This is a genomic window from Burkholderia arboris, assembly GCF_902499125.1.
GTDB classification, from domain to species: domain Bacteria; phylum Pseudomonadota; class Gammaproteobacteria; order Burkholderiales; family Burkholderiaceae; genus Burkholderia; species Burkholderia arboris.
Genome location: NZ_CABVPX010000008.1, coordinates 93689 through 111078, shown reverse-complemented (window position 1 = coordinate 111078; position 17390 = coordinate 93689). Strand labels below are relative to the sequence as shown.

The window sequence follows — 17390 nt, the reverse complement described above, 5'->3', positions numbered from 1 at the left end:
CCGTTCCGCGTCGCGCGTGCGTGACCGCACGTCGCTCATCCGCTTCTTCTCCCTACCCCGCCGAGCAAACGTTGCACGTGCGCGAGCATGCGCCTGAAGCGCTCGCCGCGCCGCACGTATGCGGTCGTGATCGTCGCTTCGGCCGACCGGTCGGCATCGGTGCCGAGCCAGATGCGCTCGCCGCGTGCGATGCGCAGCACGTCGCCGGGCCGCACCCAGTAATCGTCGACGCACGGCGGGCGCGTGACCCACAGCGCCGCGCCATGCGTGCGAAGCTCCGCGTCCTGCTGCGCGCGCCAGGTCATCGTCGTGCGCGGCGCGACCGCGAAACGGATCACGACAGTCGGTAACGCGATCGTGCCGGCGTGGCGCCGATCGGGGCGGTCAAACAACTGGCTTGCCTGGTCCATCGTCTTCTCCATTCAGTGAGCCGGACGGATGACGCGCACCAGAACAAAAAGGCCTCATCCGTTTCCGGTGAGGCCTTGTGTGACATGCGGTACTGCTCGATTGCTAACGCACAAGCGCCTCCCGTGAATCATTCTTTCGAATGTTCATCGGGCGATGAATCGCGACGGCGATGAGCTTGAACGTAGGCATGCGAACGATTTTGTTGTCGGGCTGCGGTGTTGTCAACGACTATTTTCGGGATATGCGCGGGCGATCCGTTGCCGCGCGCGTGCTGCGTTTCACGAGGCCGCTGCGCACGCGGCTCGAGCGCGCAGCGATGCATGATGCGTCACGCGCGACTTCTTCGACATCGCCCGCCCAGCATGGCGCGCATCCCTGCGAGCGCACGCGCAAGCCACGCGTCGCGTTGCATCACGTACACGGTCGTGATCGACGCTTCGGCGGGCGCGTCGTCGTCGGTGCTGATCCAGATGCGATCGCCGCGCGGCACGCGCAGCACGTCGCCGGTCCGGATCCAGTAATCGTCGACGCTGCCCAGCCGCGTGATCCACAGCGTCGCATCGTGCACGCGGATCTCGGCGTCGTGCTGCGCGCGCCACGTCAGCGTCTTGTGCGGCGCGACCGTGAAATGCAGTTCGACTCTCGGTAAGGCGATTGCGTCGGTGCGGCACCGATCGCGACAAACAACCAGCCGGCTTGCTTGGTCCATCGTCATCTCCATCCGTTGAGCCGGGCGGGATGACGCGCACCAAAACAAAAAGGCCTCATCCGTTTCCGGCGAGGCCTTGTGACATGCGTAACTGAATCTCGATGCTAACGCACAAGCGCCCCCGGTGATCGCCGCGTACGGGCGTTCACTGGTGTTTTATGCGCGATGGCGTTGGGCTTGAGCATAGGCATGCGAACGAGTGTGTCGTGGCAGTGCAGCAATGTCAACGGAAATTTCGAGATACGTGGCGGTTACGCGTCGCGTTGCGCGAGCCCGTTCACGAGCAGCTCGGACAGCAGGCCCGTCATCCCCTCCGGGTGCGTGGCCGCACGTGCCTTCAGCTGTTCGACGAGTTCGGCGTTGAGCTTGCACGCGAACGGCACGAGGCCCTGTTCCTGGTCGAGCTTGCGCTGCGCGCGGCGGTCGAGCTTGGCGGCTTCGTCGGCGCCCTTGCCGAAACGTGCGGAGCTCGACTGCTTCATCGAGTGCGTCAGTTTGAGCGCCTTGTTCTTTTCGAGATCGGTTTTCTTCATGGCCATCGCGGCACCTCCGGGAAATTGAAGCCGCGATTGTACGCATTTCGGCGGGCGCCGCCCGCCGAACCGGCCGGAAACGCGGTCAGGCGCCCTTCGTCGTGCCCCAGTTGCCGCCGTGCGCGGCGGCCTGCGCGGCCGGCGAGCGCGCGAGGTAGGCGAGCGCCTGCTCGGTCGAGCCTTCGTGGTGCGGCGTGTAGCTCGGCTTGAAATAACGCAGCGCCGCGCCGATCACCTTCCAGAACGACGGCAGGTGACCGCGCCGCGAACCTTGCCACCACGCGAGCACGAAGCCCGGGTAGCGGCCGGCGTCCGGGTCGCGCTGGTACATGAACTTCGCGCCGGTCGTGATGTAGTAGAGCAGCAGCAGGATCACGAACGCCATGTGCACGCAGCGCTCCGGATAGCTGCCGCCCAGGTGCCGGTAGATGTCGAACGCGACGGTGCGGTGCTCGACTTCCTCGGCGCCGTGCCAGCGCAGCAGGTCGACCATCGTCGGGTCGGCACGGCCTTCGTCGAGCCCGTGCGCGTTGAGCACCCAGTTGCCGAGATAGCCGAAGAAATGCTCGAGCGATGCGATCACGGCCAGCTGCTGCCGCAGCCAGAAGCGCGTATGGCCGATCTTCAGCCCGAACGGCTGTTCGCCGAGCACGCGCGTGAACAGCCGGTTGAGCTTCTGCGTGAACGGCTTCGTGTCGATCCCGTGCCGGTCGTAGTAGTGCTTCAGTACGCCGCCGTGCGAGCGCGAGTGCACGGCTTCCTGGCGCAGGAAGCCTTCGGCCTCGTCGCGCAGGCGCGCATCGGTGATCAGCGGCAGCGCCTTGTTGTACACGCGGCAGAACCACAGCTCGCCTTCCGGGAACAGCAGGTTCAGCGTGTTGATGATGTGCGTGCTGCCCGGATCGTTCGGCACCCACGTGATCGGCGTGTCGCTGAAGTCGAACTTCACGTGCCGGGCCTTGATCTTGTGATAGTCGGCGGTATCGGTCATGTTGTCTCCCTGTGCGGCGTCATGCGCCGTCAATGCGATGCCATGCTGACGCGGGCAATCATCCGGCCGAGCCACGGCATGAAGCGGCCGACGAAGCGCATCGCGTGCGCCTCGCCGCCGACCGCGACGACGGGGCGGTTGCGCAGCACGCCGTCGACCATCGCCTGCGCGACGGTTTCCGGCTTCAGGCCGCGCATCTGGTACAGCTTGGTCGCGCGCTTGCGCAGCCGCGCTTCGTCCTGCGCGTTGGCGCCTGCGTATTGCGTCGACGCCATGATTCCGGTCTCCGCGAAACCCGGGCACACGGCCGTCACGCCGATGCCTTTCTCCGCGAGCTCCGCGCGCATGCATTCGCTGAGCATCAGCACGGCGGCCTTCGTCGTCGCGTAGGCGGGCAGGTCGCGCGACGGCCCGAACGCGGCGGCCGATGCCGTGTTGACGATGTGCCCGCCGGTGCCGCGCGCGGCCATCTGCTGCGCGAACAGCCGCGAGCCGTGGATCACGCCCCACAGGTTCACGTGCAGGATGCGCTCCCAGTGCCGCGCGCTCGTGTCGAGGATGCCGCCGGCCATGCCGATGCCCGCGTTGTTGACCACGATGTCCGCGCCGCCGAGTTCGCTGCCGACCCACGTCGCGAGCGCTTCCATCTCGTCGGCGGACCCGACGTCGACGCGTTTCGCATGCGCCTGCGCGCCGGTCAGCCCGAGCAGCAGCGCGGTGCGTTCGGCGCTAGCGAGATCGATGTCGCAGGCGACGACCGTCGCGCCTTCGCGGGCAAACGCGAGCGCCGCGCTGCGGCCGATGCCGCTGCCCGCGCCGGTGACGACCGCGACCTTGCCGCTGAAGCGGCCGCTCGTGGCGCGGCGGCGCGCGTTCGCGAGCGCGGGCGGTTCGTTGCCCGACTCGATCGCGTCGATCAGTTGTCCGGCGAGATCGGCGAAGCGCGAGGGATCGGCGAGCGGCAGCCAGTGGCCGGCCGCGACTTCGCGACGGTAGTACTGCGGCACCCAGCGCGACAGGTTCTCGGACAGCGCGGGGCTCACGTACTTGTCGCCGAGCGGCACGATCGTCTGCACCGGTGCGTGCGCGTAGCGTTCGCGCGGCGCGAACAGGCAGCGGATGAAGTTCGCGCGATACAGGCGCACGCCGCGCGCGCCGTCGTCGGCCTGCGTCGGGCGCGGTGTGGCGGGCGTCTTCTCGAGCCGGCGCAGCAGGCGCGGCCACGCACGGCCGAGCCACAGCCGCCAGCCGAGCTCGGGAATGAACGGCAGGTGGAACAGGTACACGTACCACGAGCGCACGAGCTGGCCGCCGAGCTTGGCGAGCGATGCGGGCGTCGGGCGCAGCACGCGTTCGCGCAGCCAGAAGCCGACGTGGTCGAGGCACGGCCCCGAGCACGACGTGTACGACGCGATGCGGCCGGCGAGGCGCGGATCGGTGACGAATTCCCAGCCCTGGATCGAGCCCCAGTCGTGCGCGATCAGATGGACCGCGCGGCCGGGGCAGAGCGCGTCGATCACCGCGACGAAGTCGTCGGTGAGTTTCGCCAGGTGATAGTCGGCCGTGCGTTTCGGCACGCCGGACAGGCCCGCGCCGCGCACGTCGTACGCGATCACGTAGTGCTTGCGCGCGAGCAGCGGCGCGACGTGCTGCCAGACGCTGCTGTCGTCGGGATAGCCGTGCACGAGCACGACCGGCGAGCGGGCCGGGTCGCCCCAGGTCTTGACCGCGAGCGTCAGGTCGCCGGAGGTGACCGCCGTTTCGCTGTGAACCGATTCGAACAGGGCCAGCGGCGCTTCGTCGGAAAGAGGCTGCATCGTGAGTCCGTCGTTCAGGGAGTCGGGGGAAGGCGCGGATGCGTCAGGCCGCGGCTTGCACGGTCGCGACGGCCTGCGTGCGTTCGGCCTGGCGGCGCTGCCAGCGGCGCACGTGCGGCAGGTCTTCGTCGAGCCAGTACGCGTCGTCGTCGGTGATCACGAGCAGCTCCTCGAATTTCGCGCCGACGCCGGCGAAGCCGAGATGCGGCTCGACGGCCCACAGGCCCGGCACGGGCGCATGCTCGGAGCGCCGGTCGATCGACCACAGCGGCGACCAGCCCTGCTGCTTCGCCGCGCGACCCTGGTCGAGCAGCAGGTTGCGCGTCGCGTTCAGCCCGAAGCGCGCGACGAAGCGCGGTTTCGACAGCTTATGGATCTTCGCGACGCGATGCGCGAGCACCTTGAACGGATAGGCCTTGTGACGCGGCTCGACGCCCTGGCGGCGGCACAGTGCGTCGACTTCCTGCGCGACCTCGGCCATCGACCGGCGCTCCTTCACGAGCCGCACGATCATGTCGCGATGGTCCATCAGGTCGTCCTGCAATTGCTCGAGGATCGGGTTGTGGCCGAGGCAGTGTGCGTAGCCGACGTCGGCCACGATGCCGTCGAGCACCGGCGCGACGTCGAGGATCACCGGCATGTCGGTTTCGAGCTGGCGGTTGCTCGGGAAGAACGCGAGATTGAAGCCGCCCATGTGCTTGAGCCCCGAGAAGCCTTCGAACGCGGTGCGGTCGCCGAACCACGCGAACGGCTTGTGCAGCCAGTCGTGCACGCCGTTGTCCTGCAGCCATTCGGTCAGCAGCCGCGCGGCCTCCTTTTCGGTGATGCCGGGGTAGAGCATCGCGCCGACGGTTTCGACGCAGCGGTACGCCAGCTGCTGGACCGCGCGGAATTGCGGCAGCTCGTCGAGGTGGACTTCCGGCAGCGGGTGGTGATCGGCCATGGTGCGTCTCCGTTGGGGGCGCTGATCCGGAACGCGCCCGTCGGCGTCACCGTCGCGGGTTATTCAGTCAGCATTTAATGTGTCATTGAGCGATGTAATGATCATAGACGGTTCTGCGCGCCGGGAAGTGAGGATTTGTCCCAATGGAAGGGGGGAATGGAGGGGAGCCTCTAGGTTTCGGGACGATGTCGGGCGCGGGCCCGTTGCCGGGCCGGATCGCCGTGTCCGGCCATCTTGCGGCGCCCGGCATGTCGCGCCGGATCAACTTGGCGTCGCGTCGCGGCGTGACGCTGTCAAATTGCCGAAATAATTTCGTCACATTATTCGCCCCCAATTCGAGGCCGCCCCGGCTTCGCAGCGGTGATGAGCCGCCAGTGCGCCGCACGGGGTAGTGACCGAAACCGATTCGACATTTCCACGGAGAGAGACCATGCAACGCCGCCAGTTCATGAACACCCTTGCCGCGGCGACCGCTGCGACGTCGCTGATGCTCAAGGCCGGCACCGCCGACGCGAAGAGCGCAATCGCGCCGGATGCGCTGGACCCGGGCCGCTGGTCGCCGTTCAACGCTGCGCGCCTGCAGGCGGTGCTCGACCAGCATGGCGTCGCGAGCGCGCGCTACGATGAAAAGCGCCGCCCGTACGCGGTGTTCGACTGGGACAACACGTGCATCATGAACGACTGCGAAGAGGCGTTGCTGATGTACCAGATCAACCATCTTCAGTACAAGCTGACGCCGGACGAATTCGTCGGCGTGATGTGGAAGGACGTGCCGAAGGGCGCGTTCATGAAGGACTACACGACCGTCGACGGCAAGCCGGTGACGATGGAGGATCTCGCCGCCGACGTTGAATCCGACTACCGCTGGCTCTACGCGAACTACCAGGGTTTCGGCGGCGGCAAGAGCCTCGACGAGATTCGCGAGACCGACCAGTTCAAGGATTTCCGCGCGAAGCTGTACTTCATGTACGACGCGATCTGCGACACGCACCCGCTCGAAGTCGGCTACAAGTGGATCATCTACTTCTACAAGAACATGACGACCGCCGAGCTGCAGGCGATGGCGGAAGCGTCGGATAACTACGGGATCGGCGACGCGCTGCGCAAGGTCCGCTACGAAAGCCCGAAGACGCTGCCGGGCAAGGCCGGTGTGGTGGCCGACACGCATTTCCACGGCATTCGCATCCATGAGGAAATCCGCGCGGTGATGCACACGCTGCGCGCGAACGGCATCGACGTGTACGTGAGCACCGCGTCGCTCGACGATGTCGTGCGCGTGTTCGCCGGCAATCCGAACTACGGCTACGGCGTGCCGCCGGAGAACGTGATCGGCCTGCGCCTCGACATGCAGGACGGCAAGTACACGAGCACCTATCCGGCCGGCTGGCATTTCAACTGGGGACCCGGCAAGACGGTGGGCATCCGCAACGTGCTCGAATCGAAGAAGGGCTACGGCCCGCTGCTGGTGTTCGGCGACAGCGACGGCGACGCGTGGATGCTGCGCGACTTCAAGGACACCGCGGCCGGCGTGATCGTCAACCGGATGAAGAAGGGCGAGATCGGCGCGGACAGCAAGCTCGCGGCCGAGCAGGTCGGCAAGCCGGACGCGCGTTTCCTGCTGCAGGGCCGCGACGAGCACACGGGCCTGATGATCCCGGACGAGAAGTCAATCAAGTACGGCAAGACCGAGCGCAAGCTGCTCGCTTGACGTGCGGCGGGTGCCGGGCCGCTGCGGCCCGGCGTCCGGCGGGCGCGACGGCGGTGTTGCGCGGGCCGGAACACGCGCGTCTCAGCGCTCGCGCGGCATGCCCAACCGCTCCAGCAACGCCCCCAGCAGATCGACCGGCAGCGGAAACACGATCGTCGAATTCTTGTCCGCGGCGATCGTCGTCAGCGTCTGCAGGTAGCGCAGCTGCATCGCCTGCGGCTGCAGCGCGCGCCGTTGCGCGGCCTGCAGCAGCTTCTCCGACGCCTGCTTTGCCTTTCGCATGAATCACCTTCGCGCGCCGCTCGCGTTCGGCCCCTCCCCCCGCCGAGCGCCAGGCGTGATTCGCGCGAAGCCTTTCCCGACACGCGAGTGCCGGTGGCATGGCGTACCGAAACCGGTTGCCGGATAGCCTGCGCGAATCCGGTGGAGCGGAGTATTTTTTGATAAGATACGCGCGATTTCGCTCTCCCGGAAACGGGGCGGCGCTTTGAGCCCGGCGCAATGGCTCGAACGACTACGCCCCGGCGAAACCCGGGGAGGGCGCGCCAGGCTGTCGTTCGATGCTGTGTGCCGGACCGAGACGTACGTTGCAGATTGCGTTGTCCGACATCGGGGGTGGTGATGAGAGTCCGGTAGCGAGCCGGAAGCGGGATCGCCGGAACCGGCGACGAAAAGCATATACGAGACTTCCCTCGACTTCATGTCATTACCCGCGCATCTCCTCGTCACCCCCCGTCAATCGCTGCTGCTCGTGAATCCCGTCGACGGTACGGCCTGCCGGCTCGATACCGGGCGCGAGCCTTACTCCGGTATTACTCGCGACGTCCTTGGCTATTGCATCAGTGTGCGGTGCCGCGCCAACACGTCGCCGGTGCCGAACGCCGAAGAGCGCGGAAAGATCCAGTGTTTCGACAAATCGATGCGGGCAGGCGATATGCCGGAACCCGATCTCGCATGCCATGAACGGCGCTGCGGTTGCGGTGTAGGCCGTCATCACAAACGATCCCGGACGTCATGACGCATTCGACAGACGAATCCCGCATCCATTTCCTGCACATCGGAAAAACCGGTGGCACGGCGCTCGTTCACGCGATCAAGTCCCTCGGGGCGAACGGTCGTGACATCCGCGATGTCCATCTCCATGGACACGCGGTACGACTGCCGGATATTCCTGTCGGTGAAAAAGTCTTCTTTTGCTTGCGCAACCCGATCACACGATACGTGAGCGGGTTCTACAGTCGCTTGAGAAAGGGCCGACCGCGTTATCAGGGCGAGTGGACGGAAGGCGAAGCGGCGGCTTTCGCCCGGTTCGAGACGGCCGATGCGCTTGCGCGTGCCATTGTCTCGCAGGATCAGGCGGTTTCTGCCGCGGCGCATCACGCCATGCGGCAAATCGATCACGTCAAGACGTCGGTTTGGGACTGGTTGATTTCGCCGGCGTACCTGCGTTCGCGCGCGGCGGACATCGCGTTCATCGCGCAGCAGGAATGGCTGACCGACGACGCATCGGTGCTGTCGGAGATTCTTGGGCTGGGGCCATTGCATTTGCCCGATGACGATGTGGACGCGCACCGCAATCCCGCGCACGTCGACAAGACGCTGTGCACGCAAGGCGAAGACAATATTCGCCGGTGGTATCGCAACGACTTTGACGCGATCGAAGTCTGTCGCGAGATTGCGAGAGGCAACGGGATGGTGTGCTCATTGACTCGGCAATACCCGGCTGCTTCGCAAAGGAAAAAGGAGTGTATGGAAAGCCGTCGAAAGTTGATTGTGGTGCTGGGATCGCCGCGTAGCGGCACGAGTGCGACAACGCGGGGCCTGAAGGCGCTCGGCGTCGAGTTGGGCGAGCGCCTGATGGAGGCCAATGCCCACGTCAATGCCAAAGGTTACTGGGAAGACGTCGATCTGCATGCGGTCAATCTCGAGCTCGAGCGCGAAGTCGGCGGCGATTGGGACACGCTCGGCCCGATGCGCGTGAACGAAGTCGCTCAGGGCAAGCGCGACGAACTCCATGCCCGTGCGGTCGTGCTGTTGCGCGAACGCCTCGCGGGCGGCATGCCGTTCGGCTTCAAGGATCCGCGCACGACGCGTGTGCTGCCGTTCTGGCAACCCGTGTTCGAGCAAATCGATGCGGACGTCCGGTATGTGATCGCGTTGCGCAATCCGTTGAGCGTGGCGTTCTCGATGGCGCGCGCCGTGCAGATGCCGCAGGAGAAGGCGCACGTCCTGTGGCTCGAATACATGGTGGATGCCGTGCTGGACAGCCGCGGTTGCCGGCGCGTCCTGATCGATTTCGACGTGCTGATGACGGATCCGCTGACGCAGCTCGGCCGCATGGCAACGGGCGTCGGCTTGCCCGCACCGCAACCGGGCGACGCGCTGTACGAGGACTACGCAGGCGAGTTCCTGGACAACAGCCTGAGGCACGCCGAATTCACCGTCGACGATCTCGACCGGCATGCGTCGATGTTGCCCGAGGTCGTTCAGGCTTATGCGATGCTGCGACGGGTCGCCTGCGACGAGATCGCGCTCGACGACGATGACGTCACGGCGTTGTTCACGCGGCTGCGAACCCGTCTGACGTCGCTCGCGCCGCTGCTGCTGGGATACCGGTCCCGCGAAAACCGGGAGCGCCAACTGGTCCGGGATATCTGTGCGCGGGATGCCAGCCTGGCGGAAAGCGCCCGCCTGTCCGAGCAGGTACAGAGCCAGGTCGCGGGTGTGGTGGAGGCCGTCAAGACACAGCTCGAAAATTACGTGAGCTGGTCGGTCGCCGAAACGCGCCTCGTCGATGCGAAAGTGGCCGAGCTCAAACAGGGGCTCGAAGGTCGATCGGGAGCGTCGGATGTCGAGCACGCGGTACGGAGTCTTGCCGATGAACTGGCTGCATTGCGCGACCGGCAGGCCGATGCCATCGGCGCATTGTCGGGCGAAATCCGTGCCGAATTCAGCGCTCAGGCGTCGCGTGTCGCGGAAAGGGAAGCGGTCCTCCGCACGACGCTGACGGAGACGGAGGCCGCGCTTCGCAGGACGCTGCTCGACAACGAGGCCGCGCTCGGCGAGACGAGGCTCGCCAACGCGCGCGAAGTCGCGGAGTGGCGCGCCGCGGCGTCTGCCGCAGAGGGGCAACGCGTCGCATTGCAGCACGCCGTGGATACCCTGGATGCGCGTATCGCGCAGTTGACGGAGACCGTCGCCGTCACGGCTTCGCAACGCGATGTCGCCGTGGCGCGGTACGAGGCCGAAGTCGCGCGGCATGCGCTCGAGACGGCCCGGCACGTCGACGAACGGCTGGCTGACGAGCGCCGGATCGTCGATATGCAGGCCACGATCCATCGGCTGTCCGAAGCGCTCGGTATCCGGGAGGCCGAACTGTCGGGCGTCGAGCGTTCGGCGTTCGGACGATTTGCGCTCACGGGCGTGCGCAAACGGCTGACGCCCGCGACCAACGGCTGACATCGCAGTGCTGACACGATGTTGAAGGGGGCGCGAACCGATTGAGTCGATCCCGGCGCGGGTCAATCAGGCCGCGCGCCGGTCGGCTCCGGCGTGACGCGACCGTCCCCGGCACCGGTTCGAGCCGCTGCCGTTACGCCTCGCGCTTCCCGCCCAGCCGGTCCAGCAACGCCCCCAGCAGATCGATCGGCAGCGGAAACACGATCGTCGAATTCTTGTCCGCCGCGATCGTCGTCAGCGTCTGCAGGTAGCGCAGCTGCATCGCCTGCGGCTCCTGCGCGAGCCGTTGCGCGGCCTGCAGCAGCTTCTCGGACGCCTGCAGCTCGCCTTCCGCATGAATCACCTTCGCGCGCCGTTCGCGCTCGGCCTCGGCCTGCCGCGCGATCGCGCGCACCATCGTTTCATTCAGGTCGACGTGCTTGATCTCGACCGTCGACACCTTGATCCCCCATGCGTCGGTCTGCGCGTCGAGCGTCTTCTGGATGTCGGCGTTCAGCTGTTCGCGCTCGGCCAGCAGCGCATCGAGCTCGTGCTTGCCGAGTACCGACCGCAGCGTCGTCTGCGACAGCTGGCTCGTCGCGTCGAAGAAGCGCGCGACCTGGATCACCGCCTTCTCCGGATCGACGACGCGGAAATACACGACCGCATTGACCTTCACCGACACGTTGTCGCGCGTGATCACGTCCTGCGGCGGCACGTCGAACACGACGGTGCGCAGGTCGATCCGCACGACCTGCTGGACGATCGGGATGATCAGCACGAGCCCCGGGCCCTTCACTTTCCAGAACCGGCCGAGCATGAACACGACGCCGCGCTCGTACTCGCGGAAGATACGGATCGACGACGCGACGAGCACCACGACGAAGACGATCAGGACGCTGCTGAAGCCGAAGGTGTAGCCAATCATGTTGATGCTCCCTGGTGTTGTTGTTGTGGCGCGGGCGCGTCGTAGAGCGGTGCGACGGTGAGCAGCAGGCCGTGGCGGCCGGTGACGCGCACGCGGCAGCCGGCGGCCAGCGGTGCGCTGCTCGCCACGCGCCAGCGCTCGCCGTGCACGAGCGCCCAGCCGGCGGCCGACGGCGCGGCGCCGGCCGCACCGTGCGGCTGGTCCGGATGGAGGCCGTCGTCGAGCACTTCGCCGATGCTGCCGAGCATCGCCTCGGCGCCCGTCACGACCGGCCGGCGCCGCGCGCGCAGCGCGACGCTCGACACGCCCGCGACGAGCAGCCCGCCGCCGAGCGCAAGGCTCGCGATCACGGGCCACGGAATCCCGTAACCGGGCACGTCGGTGTCGATCAGCATCAGCGCGCCGATCGTGAACGACACGATCCCGCCGAACCCGAGCACGCCGAAGGTCGGCAGGAACGCCTCGGCGACAAGGCAGCCGAGCCCGAGCAGCACGAGGCCAAGGCCCGCATAGCTGATCGGCAGCAACTGCATCGCGAACAGCCCGACCAGCAGGCAGATCGTGCCGACGACACCCGGCAGCACGAAGCCCGGGTTCGCGAACTCGAAGAACAGGCCGTAGATGCCGATCGTCAGCAGGATCAGCGCGACGTTCGGATCGGCGATGATCGCGAGAAAACGGCTGCGCCAGTCGGGTTCGACGACGACGAGCGGCGCGTGCGCGGTCGCGAGCCGCACCGTGCCGGCCGTGGTCGTCGCGCTATGGCCGTCGAGCTGGCGTGCGAGGTCGGCAGGATCCAGCGCGATCAGGTCGACCACATGCTGCGCGCGCGCCTCGTTCGCCGACAGGCTCACAGCCTCGCGCACCGCGCGCTCGGCCCATTCGGCGTTGCGCCCGCGCAATTGCGCGAGGCCGCGGATATACGCGGAGGCGTCCTGCATCGCCTTGCGGATCTCGGTCGACTGCGTATCGGTCGGCAGCGCGGCCGTGGCGGATGCATCCGATGCGCCGGATGCGCCCGCCGCACCGGTCGGACGCGGTGCCGCCGGGTTTCCGCCCGGCGGCGCGGCGCCGCCGATGCCGAACTGCACGGGCGACGCCGCGCCGAGATTGGTGCCGGGCGCCATCGCCGCGAAGTGGCTTGCATAGACGATGTAGGTGCCCGCGCTCGCGGCCCGTGCGCCGCCCGGTGCGACGAACGCGGCGACCGGCACCGGCGAGCCGAGGATCGCCTTGATGATCTGCCGCATCGACGTATCGAGGCCGCCGGGCGTGTCGAGCTGCAGGATCGCGAGCGGCGCGCGCTCGCGGGCGGCACGGTCGAGCGAACGCACGATGAAATCGGCGCTGGCCGGGCCGATCGCGCCGTTGACGGGGATCACGACGACCGGGCGTGCCGCGGGCGAGTCGACGGATGGTGGCGCGGCGACGGCAGCGCACACGACGAGCAGCGCCGCGAACAGCGCGGCGCGCGCGACCCGCGCGGACAGCGGGTGACGGGGGCGGCCGTCGGGCGCGGCAGGCGCCGGCGGCGGCTCATGACGGTGAACGTGCATCGGGACGTCCGGGCGGCGCGCGGCCGCGTGCCGTCCGGCTTGCGGAAAGGGCGTGGGCCCGATGCTTAAAGATTAGGCGGTTTCGGCGGAAAGCGCGAAGCCGCGGCCGCGTAGCGCGGATTCAGACCGCGCCGCCGCCGCGCGCGAGCACTTCGTCGCGATAGTCGGCCGGGCTGCGCCCGCTCCATTTGCGGAACGCGCGGTAGAACGCGCTCGGTTCGGCGAAACCGGTGGCGGCAGCGACGTCGGCGATCGTGCGTGCGGGGTCGGCCAGCGCCTCGAACGCGAGATCGCGCCGCAGCGTGTCCTTGATCGACTGGTACGCCTGGCCTTCCTGGTGCAGCTTGCGGCGCAGCGTGGCCTCGGCCACGTGCAGCCGCGCGGCCATCCCGCCCGCGCCGGGCCACGCGGCGGGCGGCATCCCGCGCAGCACCGCGCGCACGCGCTGCGCGAGCGCATTCGGGTTGCGATACTTGACGATGAAGCTGGCCGGCGCGTTGCGCAGGAAGGTTTTCAGCGTCTTCGCGTTCTGCACGACCGGCAGCGTCGCGAATTCGGGATCGAAATCGACATACGAATCGGGTTCGTTGAACCGCATGTCGTCGCAGAACATCGACGGATACTCGTGGTCGGCAGGCGGCGTGTCGCAGCGGAAGCTCGCATGCAGCAGCGGAATGCGGCGCCCGATCAGCCAGCAGGTCAGCCCGTACACGATGATGAAATAGGTCGCGTACGTGAACATCGCGGGCGTCGCGCCATTGTTGCGGTGCACGAAACGCAGCCGCACGCGCTGCGGGTTCGCGTCGAGCTCCGCGTGCAGGTCGTCGAGCACGCAGTGCATGAAATTCACCGCGCGCGCCATCGCGTGCAGCCCGTCACGCGCGGACAGCGCGGACTGGCTCATCGCGATGAAGCTGCCGCTGCGCATCGGGTGGCGATCCTGCCCGAAAAACTCGTCGTCCATCGTGCGTGCGATCGCGTTCCACAGCGCGCCGTACTGCTGCGCGGACACGCGTGCGCGCGGCTGTGCGAGCAGCGCGGGCGCGATGCCGGCCTGCGCGAGCAGCGGCTCGGCCGCGACGCCGCGCCGCGTGGCGAGCGCGACGCTGTAAGCGACGAGGCTGATCGCGACGGTTCCCTTGTCTTCCTGCTTCATCGGTGTCGCCGGTGTGGCAAAAACGCTCAGTGTAAATGAGCGACGCGAGCATCGAACAGTCGCGTGTGCTTGCCTACACTTGTTGCATCGAAACGCAAGGACGGTCGCGCCCGGCGGCCGCGGGAGACAGCAGCACCATGGACGAGCTTTACACCGAAGACCAGCGGATGATCCGCGATGCCGCGCGCGCCTTTGCGACCGAGATGCTGGCGCCGAACGCGGCGCAGTGGGACCACGACGCGCACCTGCCGGACGCGATCGTCGCGCAGCTCGGCGAACTCGGCCTGCTCGGGATGATCGTGCCGCAGGAGCTGGGCGGCGCGTATACGGACTACGTGGCCTACGCGCTGGCGATGGAAGAGATCGCGGCCGGCGACGCCGCGTGCGCGACGATGATGAGCGTGCACAACTCGGTCGGCTGCGGGCCGATCCTCGGCTTCGGCACGCCGGCGCAGAAGGACCGCTGGCTGGCCGACATGGCGGCGGGCCGCGTGATCGGCGCGTTCTGCCTGACCGAGCCGCATGCCGGTTCCGAGGCCAACAACCTGCGCACGCGTGCGGAGCTGCGCGACGGTAAATGGGTGCTGAACGGCGCGAAGCAGTTCGTGACCAACGGCCAGCGCGCCGGTGTGGCGATCGTTTTTGCCATGACCGACCCGGAAGCCGGCAAGCGCGGCATTTCCGCGTTCCTGGTGCCGGCCGATACGCCGGGCTTCATCGTCGGCAAGCCCGAGAAGAAGATGGGCATCCGCGCGTCGGATACGTGCCCGATCACGTTCGAGAATTGCGCGATTCCGGAAGAGAACCTGCTCGGCAATCGCGGCGAAGGGCTGAAGATCGCCTTGTCGAACCTCGAGGGCGGCCGCATCGGCATCGCCGCGCAGGCGCTCGGCATCGCGCGCGCCGCGTTCGACAAGGCGCGCCGCTATGCGGGCGAGCGCGTGCAGTTCGGCAAGCCGATCGCCGAGCATCAGGCGATCCAGCAGAAGCTCGCCGACATGGCCGTACAGATCAACGCCGCGCGCCTGCTCGTGCATCACGCGGCGAAGCTGCGCACGGCCGGTTTGCCGTGCCTGTCGGAAGCGTCGCAGGCGAAGCTGTTCGCGTCCGAGATGGCCGAGCGCGTGTGTTCGGATGCGATCCAGATCCACGGCGGCTACGGCTACCTGGTCGATTACGAAGTCGAGCGTCACTATCGCGACGCGCGCATCACGCAGATTTACGAAGGCACCAGCGAAGTGCAGCGGATGGTGATCGCACGGCAGCTTTGAGCCGCGGCGGTTGCACCGGTCGAAACATCACGCAGGGCACGAGGGCAGCGCGGTGAACGCGGCACGCAACGACGTGACCGTGCGCCGCAACAGAGGCAGGCGGGCACGCGCTGCAGCACGTGCGCCGCTTGACCGCGAGACATGGAGACTGGAGGAAACGATGACGGTACAGGCATTCCTGAACGCACGCGACTTTCTGCTGCGCCATCGCACCGACTACGAAACCGCGTACCGCGATTTCGAATGGCCGGTGCTCGATGCATTCAACTGGGCGCTCGACTATTTCGACCCGATGGCGCGCGGCAACGACCAGCCCGCGCTGTGGATCGTCGACGCGGCAACCGGTACGGGCGATCCGTATTCGTTCGCGCAGATGTCCGAGCGTTCGTCGCGGATCGCGAACTGGCTGCGCTCGATCGGCGTCGTGCGCGGCGATCGCATCCTGCTGATGCTGCCGAACCGTGTCGAGCTGTGGGACGCGATGCTCGCCGCGATGAAGCTCGGCGCGATCGTGCTGCCTGCCACCACGCAACTGTCGCCCGACGACGTGCGCGACCGCGTGCAGATCGGCGGCGCGAAATACGCGATCGTCGACGAGAACGAAACCGCCAAATTCGAACAGGCCGATCTCGGCCTCGCGCGGAAGATCGTTGCCGGCGCGTCGCGCGCGGGCTGGCTCGCGATGAACGACGGCTATGCGGCGAGCGCCGAATTCGAGCCGGGCGCCGTCACGCACGCGAACGATCCGATGCTGCTGTACTTCACGTCGGGCACGACGTCGAAGCCGAAGCTCGTCGAGCATACGCACCGCACCTATCCGGTCGGCCATCTGTCGACGATGTACTGGGTCGGCCTGCAGCCGGGCGACATCCACTGGAACATCAGCTCGCCGGGCTGGGCGAAGCACGCGTGGAGCTGCTTCTTCGCGCCGTGGAATGCGCAGGCCTGCGTGTTCGCATTCAACTACGCGCGTTTCGAGCCGAAGGTCGTGCTCGATGCGCTCGTCAAATACCAGGTGACGACGCTGTGCGCACCGCCGACCGTGTGGCGCATGCTGGTCCAGCAGCCGCTCGCGTCGTTCGACGTGAAGCTGCGCGAGATCGTCGGCGCGGGCGAGCCGCTGAACCCCGAGATCATCGAGCGCGTGAAGAAGGCGTGGAACATCTCGATCCGCGACGGCTACGGCCAGACCGAGACGACCTGCCTGATCGGCAACTCGCCGGGCCAGCCGGTCGTCGCGGGCTCGATGGGCCGGCCGCTGCCCGGCTACCGGATCGCGCTGCTCGACCCGGACGGCGTGCCGGTGACCGAAGGCGAGGTCGCGCTGCCGATCGGCGCCGACGTCACGCGCCCGGTCGGGCTGATGAAAGGCTATGCGAACAACCCGGACGCGACGGCCCATGCGATGCGCGACGGTCACTACCGTACGTCGGACATCGCGATGCGCGGCGACGACGGCTACTACGTGTACATCGGCCGCGCGGACGACGTGTTCAAGTCGTCCGACTACCGGTTGAGCCCGTTCGAACTCGAGAGCGTGCTGATCGAGCATCCGGCGATCGCCGAGGCGGCCGTCGTACCGAGCCCCGATCCCGTGCGGCTATCGGTGCCGAAGACTTTCATCACGCTGCGGCAGGGCTACGAGGAAAGCCCCGAACTCGCGCTGGAGATCTTCCGCTTCTCGCGCGAGAAGCTCGCGCCGTACAAGCGGATCCGCCGCCTGCAGTTCGCGGAGCTGCCGAAGACGATCTCGGGGAAGATCCGCCGTGTCGAGCTGCGTCGTCGCGAGATCGAGCGCGGCGACGACGCGAGCGCGCGGATGCCAGGCGAATACTGGGAAGAAGATTTTGCTGCTGAATTGAAATGACGTGACCGCGGGCCGCGCGCGCCGCATGTCGCGGCCGCCGCCCGCAGCCGAACCGAACCGGC

14 protein-coding genes and 1 pseudogene are annotated in these 17390 nt (G+C 67.3%); 4 read left to right on the top strand and 11 right to left on the bottom strand.

Features of this window, described 5'->3' with window-relative positions:
- Positions 1-35: 35 nt before the first annotated feature.
- From BLA15945_RS12250 to BLA15945_RS12225, 6 genes are all read right to left on the bottom strand, one after another.
- Positions 36-410, bottom strand: a complete 375-nt coding sequence (locus BLA15945_RS12250) for a DUF2917 domain-containing protein (protein ID WP_059240927.1) — start codon at positions 408-410, stop codon at positions 36-38.
- Positions 411-739: 329 nt separating this feature from the next.
- The gene (locus tag BLA15945_RS12245; protein WP_174992468.1) at positions 740-1120 is read right to left on the bottom strand and encodes a DUF2917 domain-containing protein; all 381 of its coding nucleotides are present in this window, start codon (positions 1118-1120) and stop codon (positions 740-742) included.
- A gap of 251 nt (positions 1121-1371) precedes the next feature.
- On the bottom strand, positions 1372-1659 hold the full coding sequence (locus BLA15945_RS12240) for a hypothetical protein (protein WP_059239455.1): 288 nt from the start codon (positions 1657-1659) through the stop codon (positions 1372-1374).
- A gap of 79 nt (positions 1660-1738) precedes the next feature.
- The gene (locus tag BLA15945_RS12235) at positions 1739-2644 is read right to left on the bottom strand and encodes a metal-dependent hydrolase (RefSeq protein WP_059239457.1); all 906 of its coding nucleotides are present in this window, start codon (positions 2642-2644) and stop codon (positions 1739-1741) included.
- A gap of 29 nt (positions 2645-2673) precedes the next feature.
- Positions 2674-4461 carry an SDR family oxidoreductase gene (locus tag BLA15945_RS12230; protein ID WP_059239459.1) on the bottom strand — a complete coding sequence of 596 codons (1788 nt, stop codon included), beginning with the start codon at positions 4459-4461 and terminating at the stop codon, positions 2674-2676.
- 43 nt (positions 4462-4504) lie between these two features.
- Positions 4505-5404: a M24 family metallopeptidase gene (locus tag BLA15945_RS12225; RefSeq protein ID WP_059239461.1), complete on the bottom strand. Its 900-nt coding sequence runs from the start codon at positions 5402-5404 to the stop codon at positions 4505-4507.
- 430 nt (positions 5405-5834) lie between these two features.
- On the opposite strand from BLA15945_RS12225, the gene BLA15945_RS12220 reads away from it, so the two are divergent.
- Entirely contained in the window at positions 5835-7112 is a 1278-nt protein-coding gene (locus BLA15945_RS12220) for an HAD family hydrolase (protein ID WP_059239463.1), read from the top strand.
- An 81-nt stretch (positions 7113-7193) separates the two neighbouring features.
- Here the strand turns inward: BLA15945_RS12220 and BLA15945_RS12215 are convergent.
- A pseudogene (locus tag BLA15945_RS12215) lies at positions 7194-7425 on the bottom strand (slipin family protein); the annotation flags it as partial.
- Between the two features lie 393 nt (positions 7426-7818).
- Entirely contained in the window at positions 7819-8106 is a 288-nt protein-coding gene (locus BLA15945_RS12210) for a hypothetical protein (RefSeq protein ID WP_174992467.1), read from the bottom strand.
- Between the two features lie 20 nt (positions 8107-8126).
- Here BLA15945_RS12210 and BLA15945_RS12205 point away from each other — a divergent pair, with 20 nt between their 5' ends.
- Entirely contained in the window at positions 8127-10571 is a 2445-nt protein-coding gene (locus tag BLA15945_RS12205) for a sulfotransferase family 2 domain-containing protein (protein ID WP_174992466.1), read from the top strand.
- Between the two features lie 133 nt (positions 10572-10704).
- Here BLA15945_RS12205 and BLA15945_RS12200 read toward each other — a convergent pair whose 3' ends face one another.
- From BLA15945_RS12200 to BLA15945_RS12190, 3 genes are all read right to left on the bottom strand, one after another.
- Positions 10705-11478, bottom strand: coding sequence for a slipin family protein (locus BLA15945_RS12200; RefSeq protein WP_059239474.1), 774 nt, complete (start codon positions 11476-11478; stop codon positions 10705-10707).
- Entirely contained in the window at positions 11475-13034 is a 1560-nt protein-coding gene (locus BLA15945_RS12195) for an NfeD family protein (RefSeq protein WP_174992465.1), read from the bottom strand. Before BLA15945_RS12195 ends, BLA15945_RS12200 begins: the two co-directional genes overlap by 4 nt.
- A gap of 121 nt (positions 13035-13155) precedes the next feature.
- The gene (locus BLA15945_RS12190; protein WP_059239478.1) at positions 13156-14190 is read right to left on the bottom strand and encodes an AraC family transcriptional regulator; all 1035 of its coding nucleotides are present in this window, start codon (positions 14188-14190) and stop codon (positions 13156-13158) included.
- 137 nt (positions 14191-14327) lie between these two features.
- On the opposite strand from BLA15945_RS12190, the gene BLA15945_RS12185 reads away from it, so the two are divergent.
- Positions 14328-15461 (top strand): acyl-CoA dehydrogenase family protein, encoded by a 1134-nt coding sequence (locus BLA15945_RS12185; RefSeq protein WP_059240929.1) that lies wholly within the window; start codon positions 14328-14330, stop codon positions 15459-15461.
- A 160-nt stretch (positions 15462-15621) separates the two neighbouring features.
- Positions 15622-17328: an AMP-binding protein gene (locus BLA15945_RS12180; RefSeq protein ID WP_174992464.1), complete on the top strand. Its 1707-nt coding sequence runs from the start codon at positions 15622-15624 to the stop codon at positions 17326-17328.
- Positions 17329-17390 lie beyond the last annotated feature (62 nt).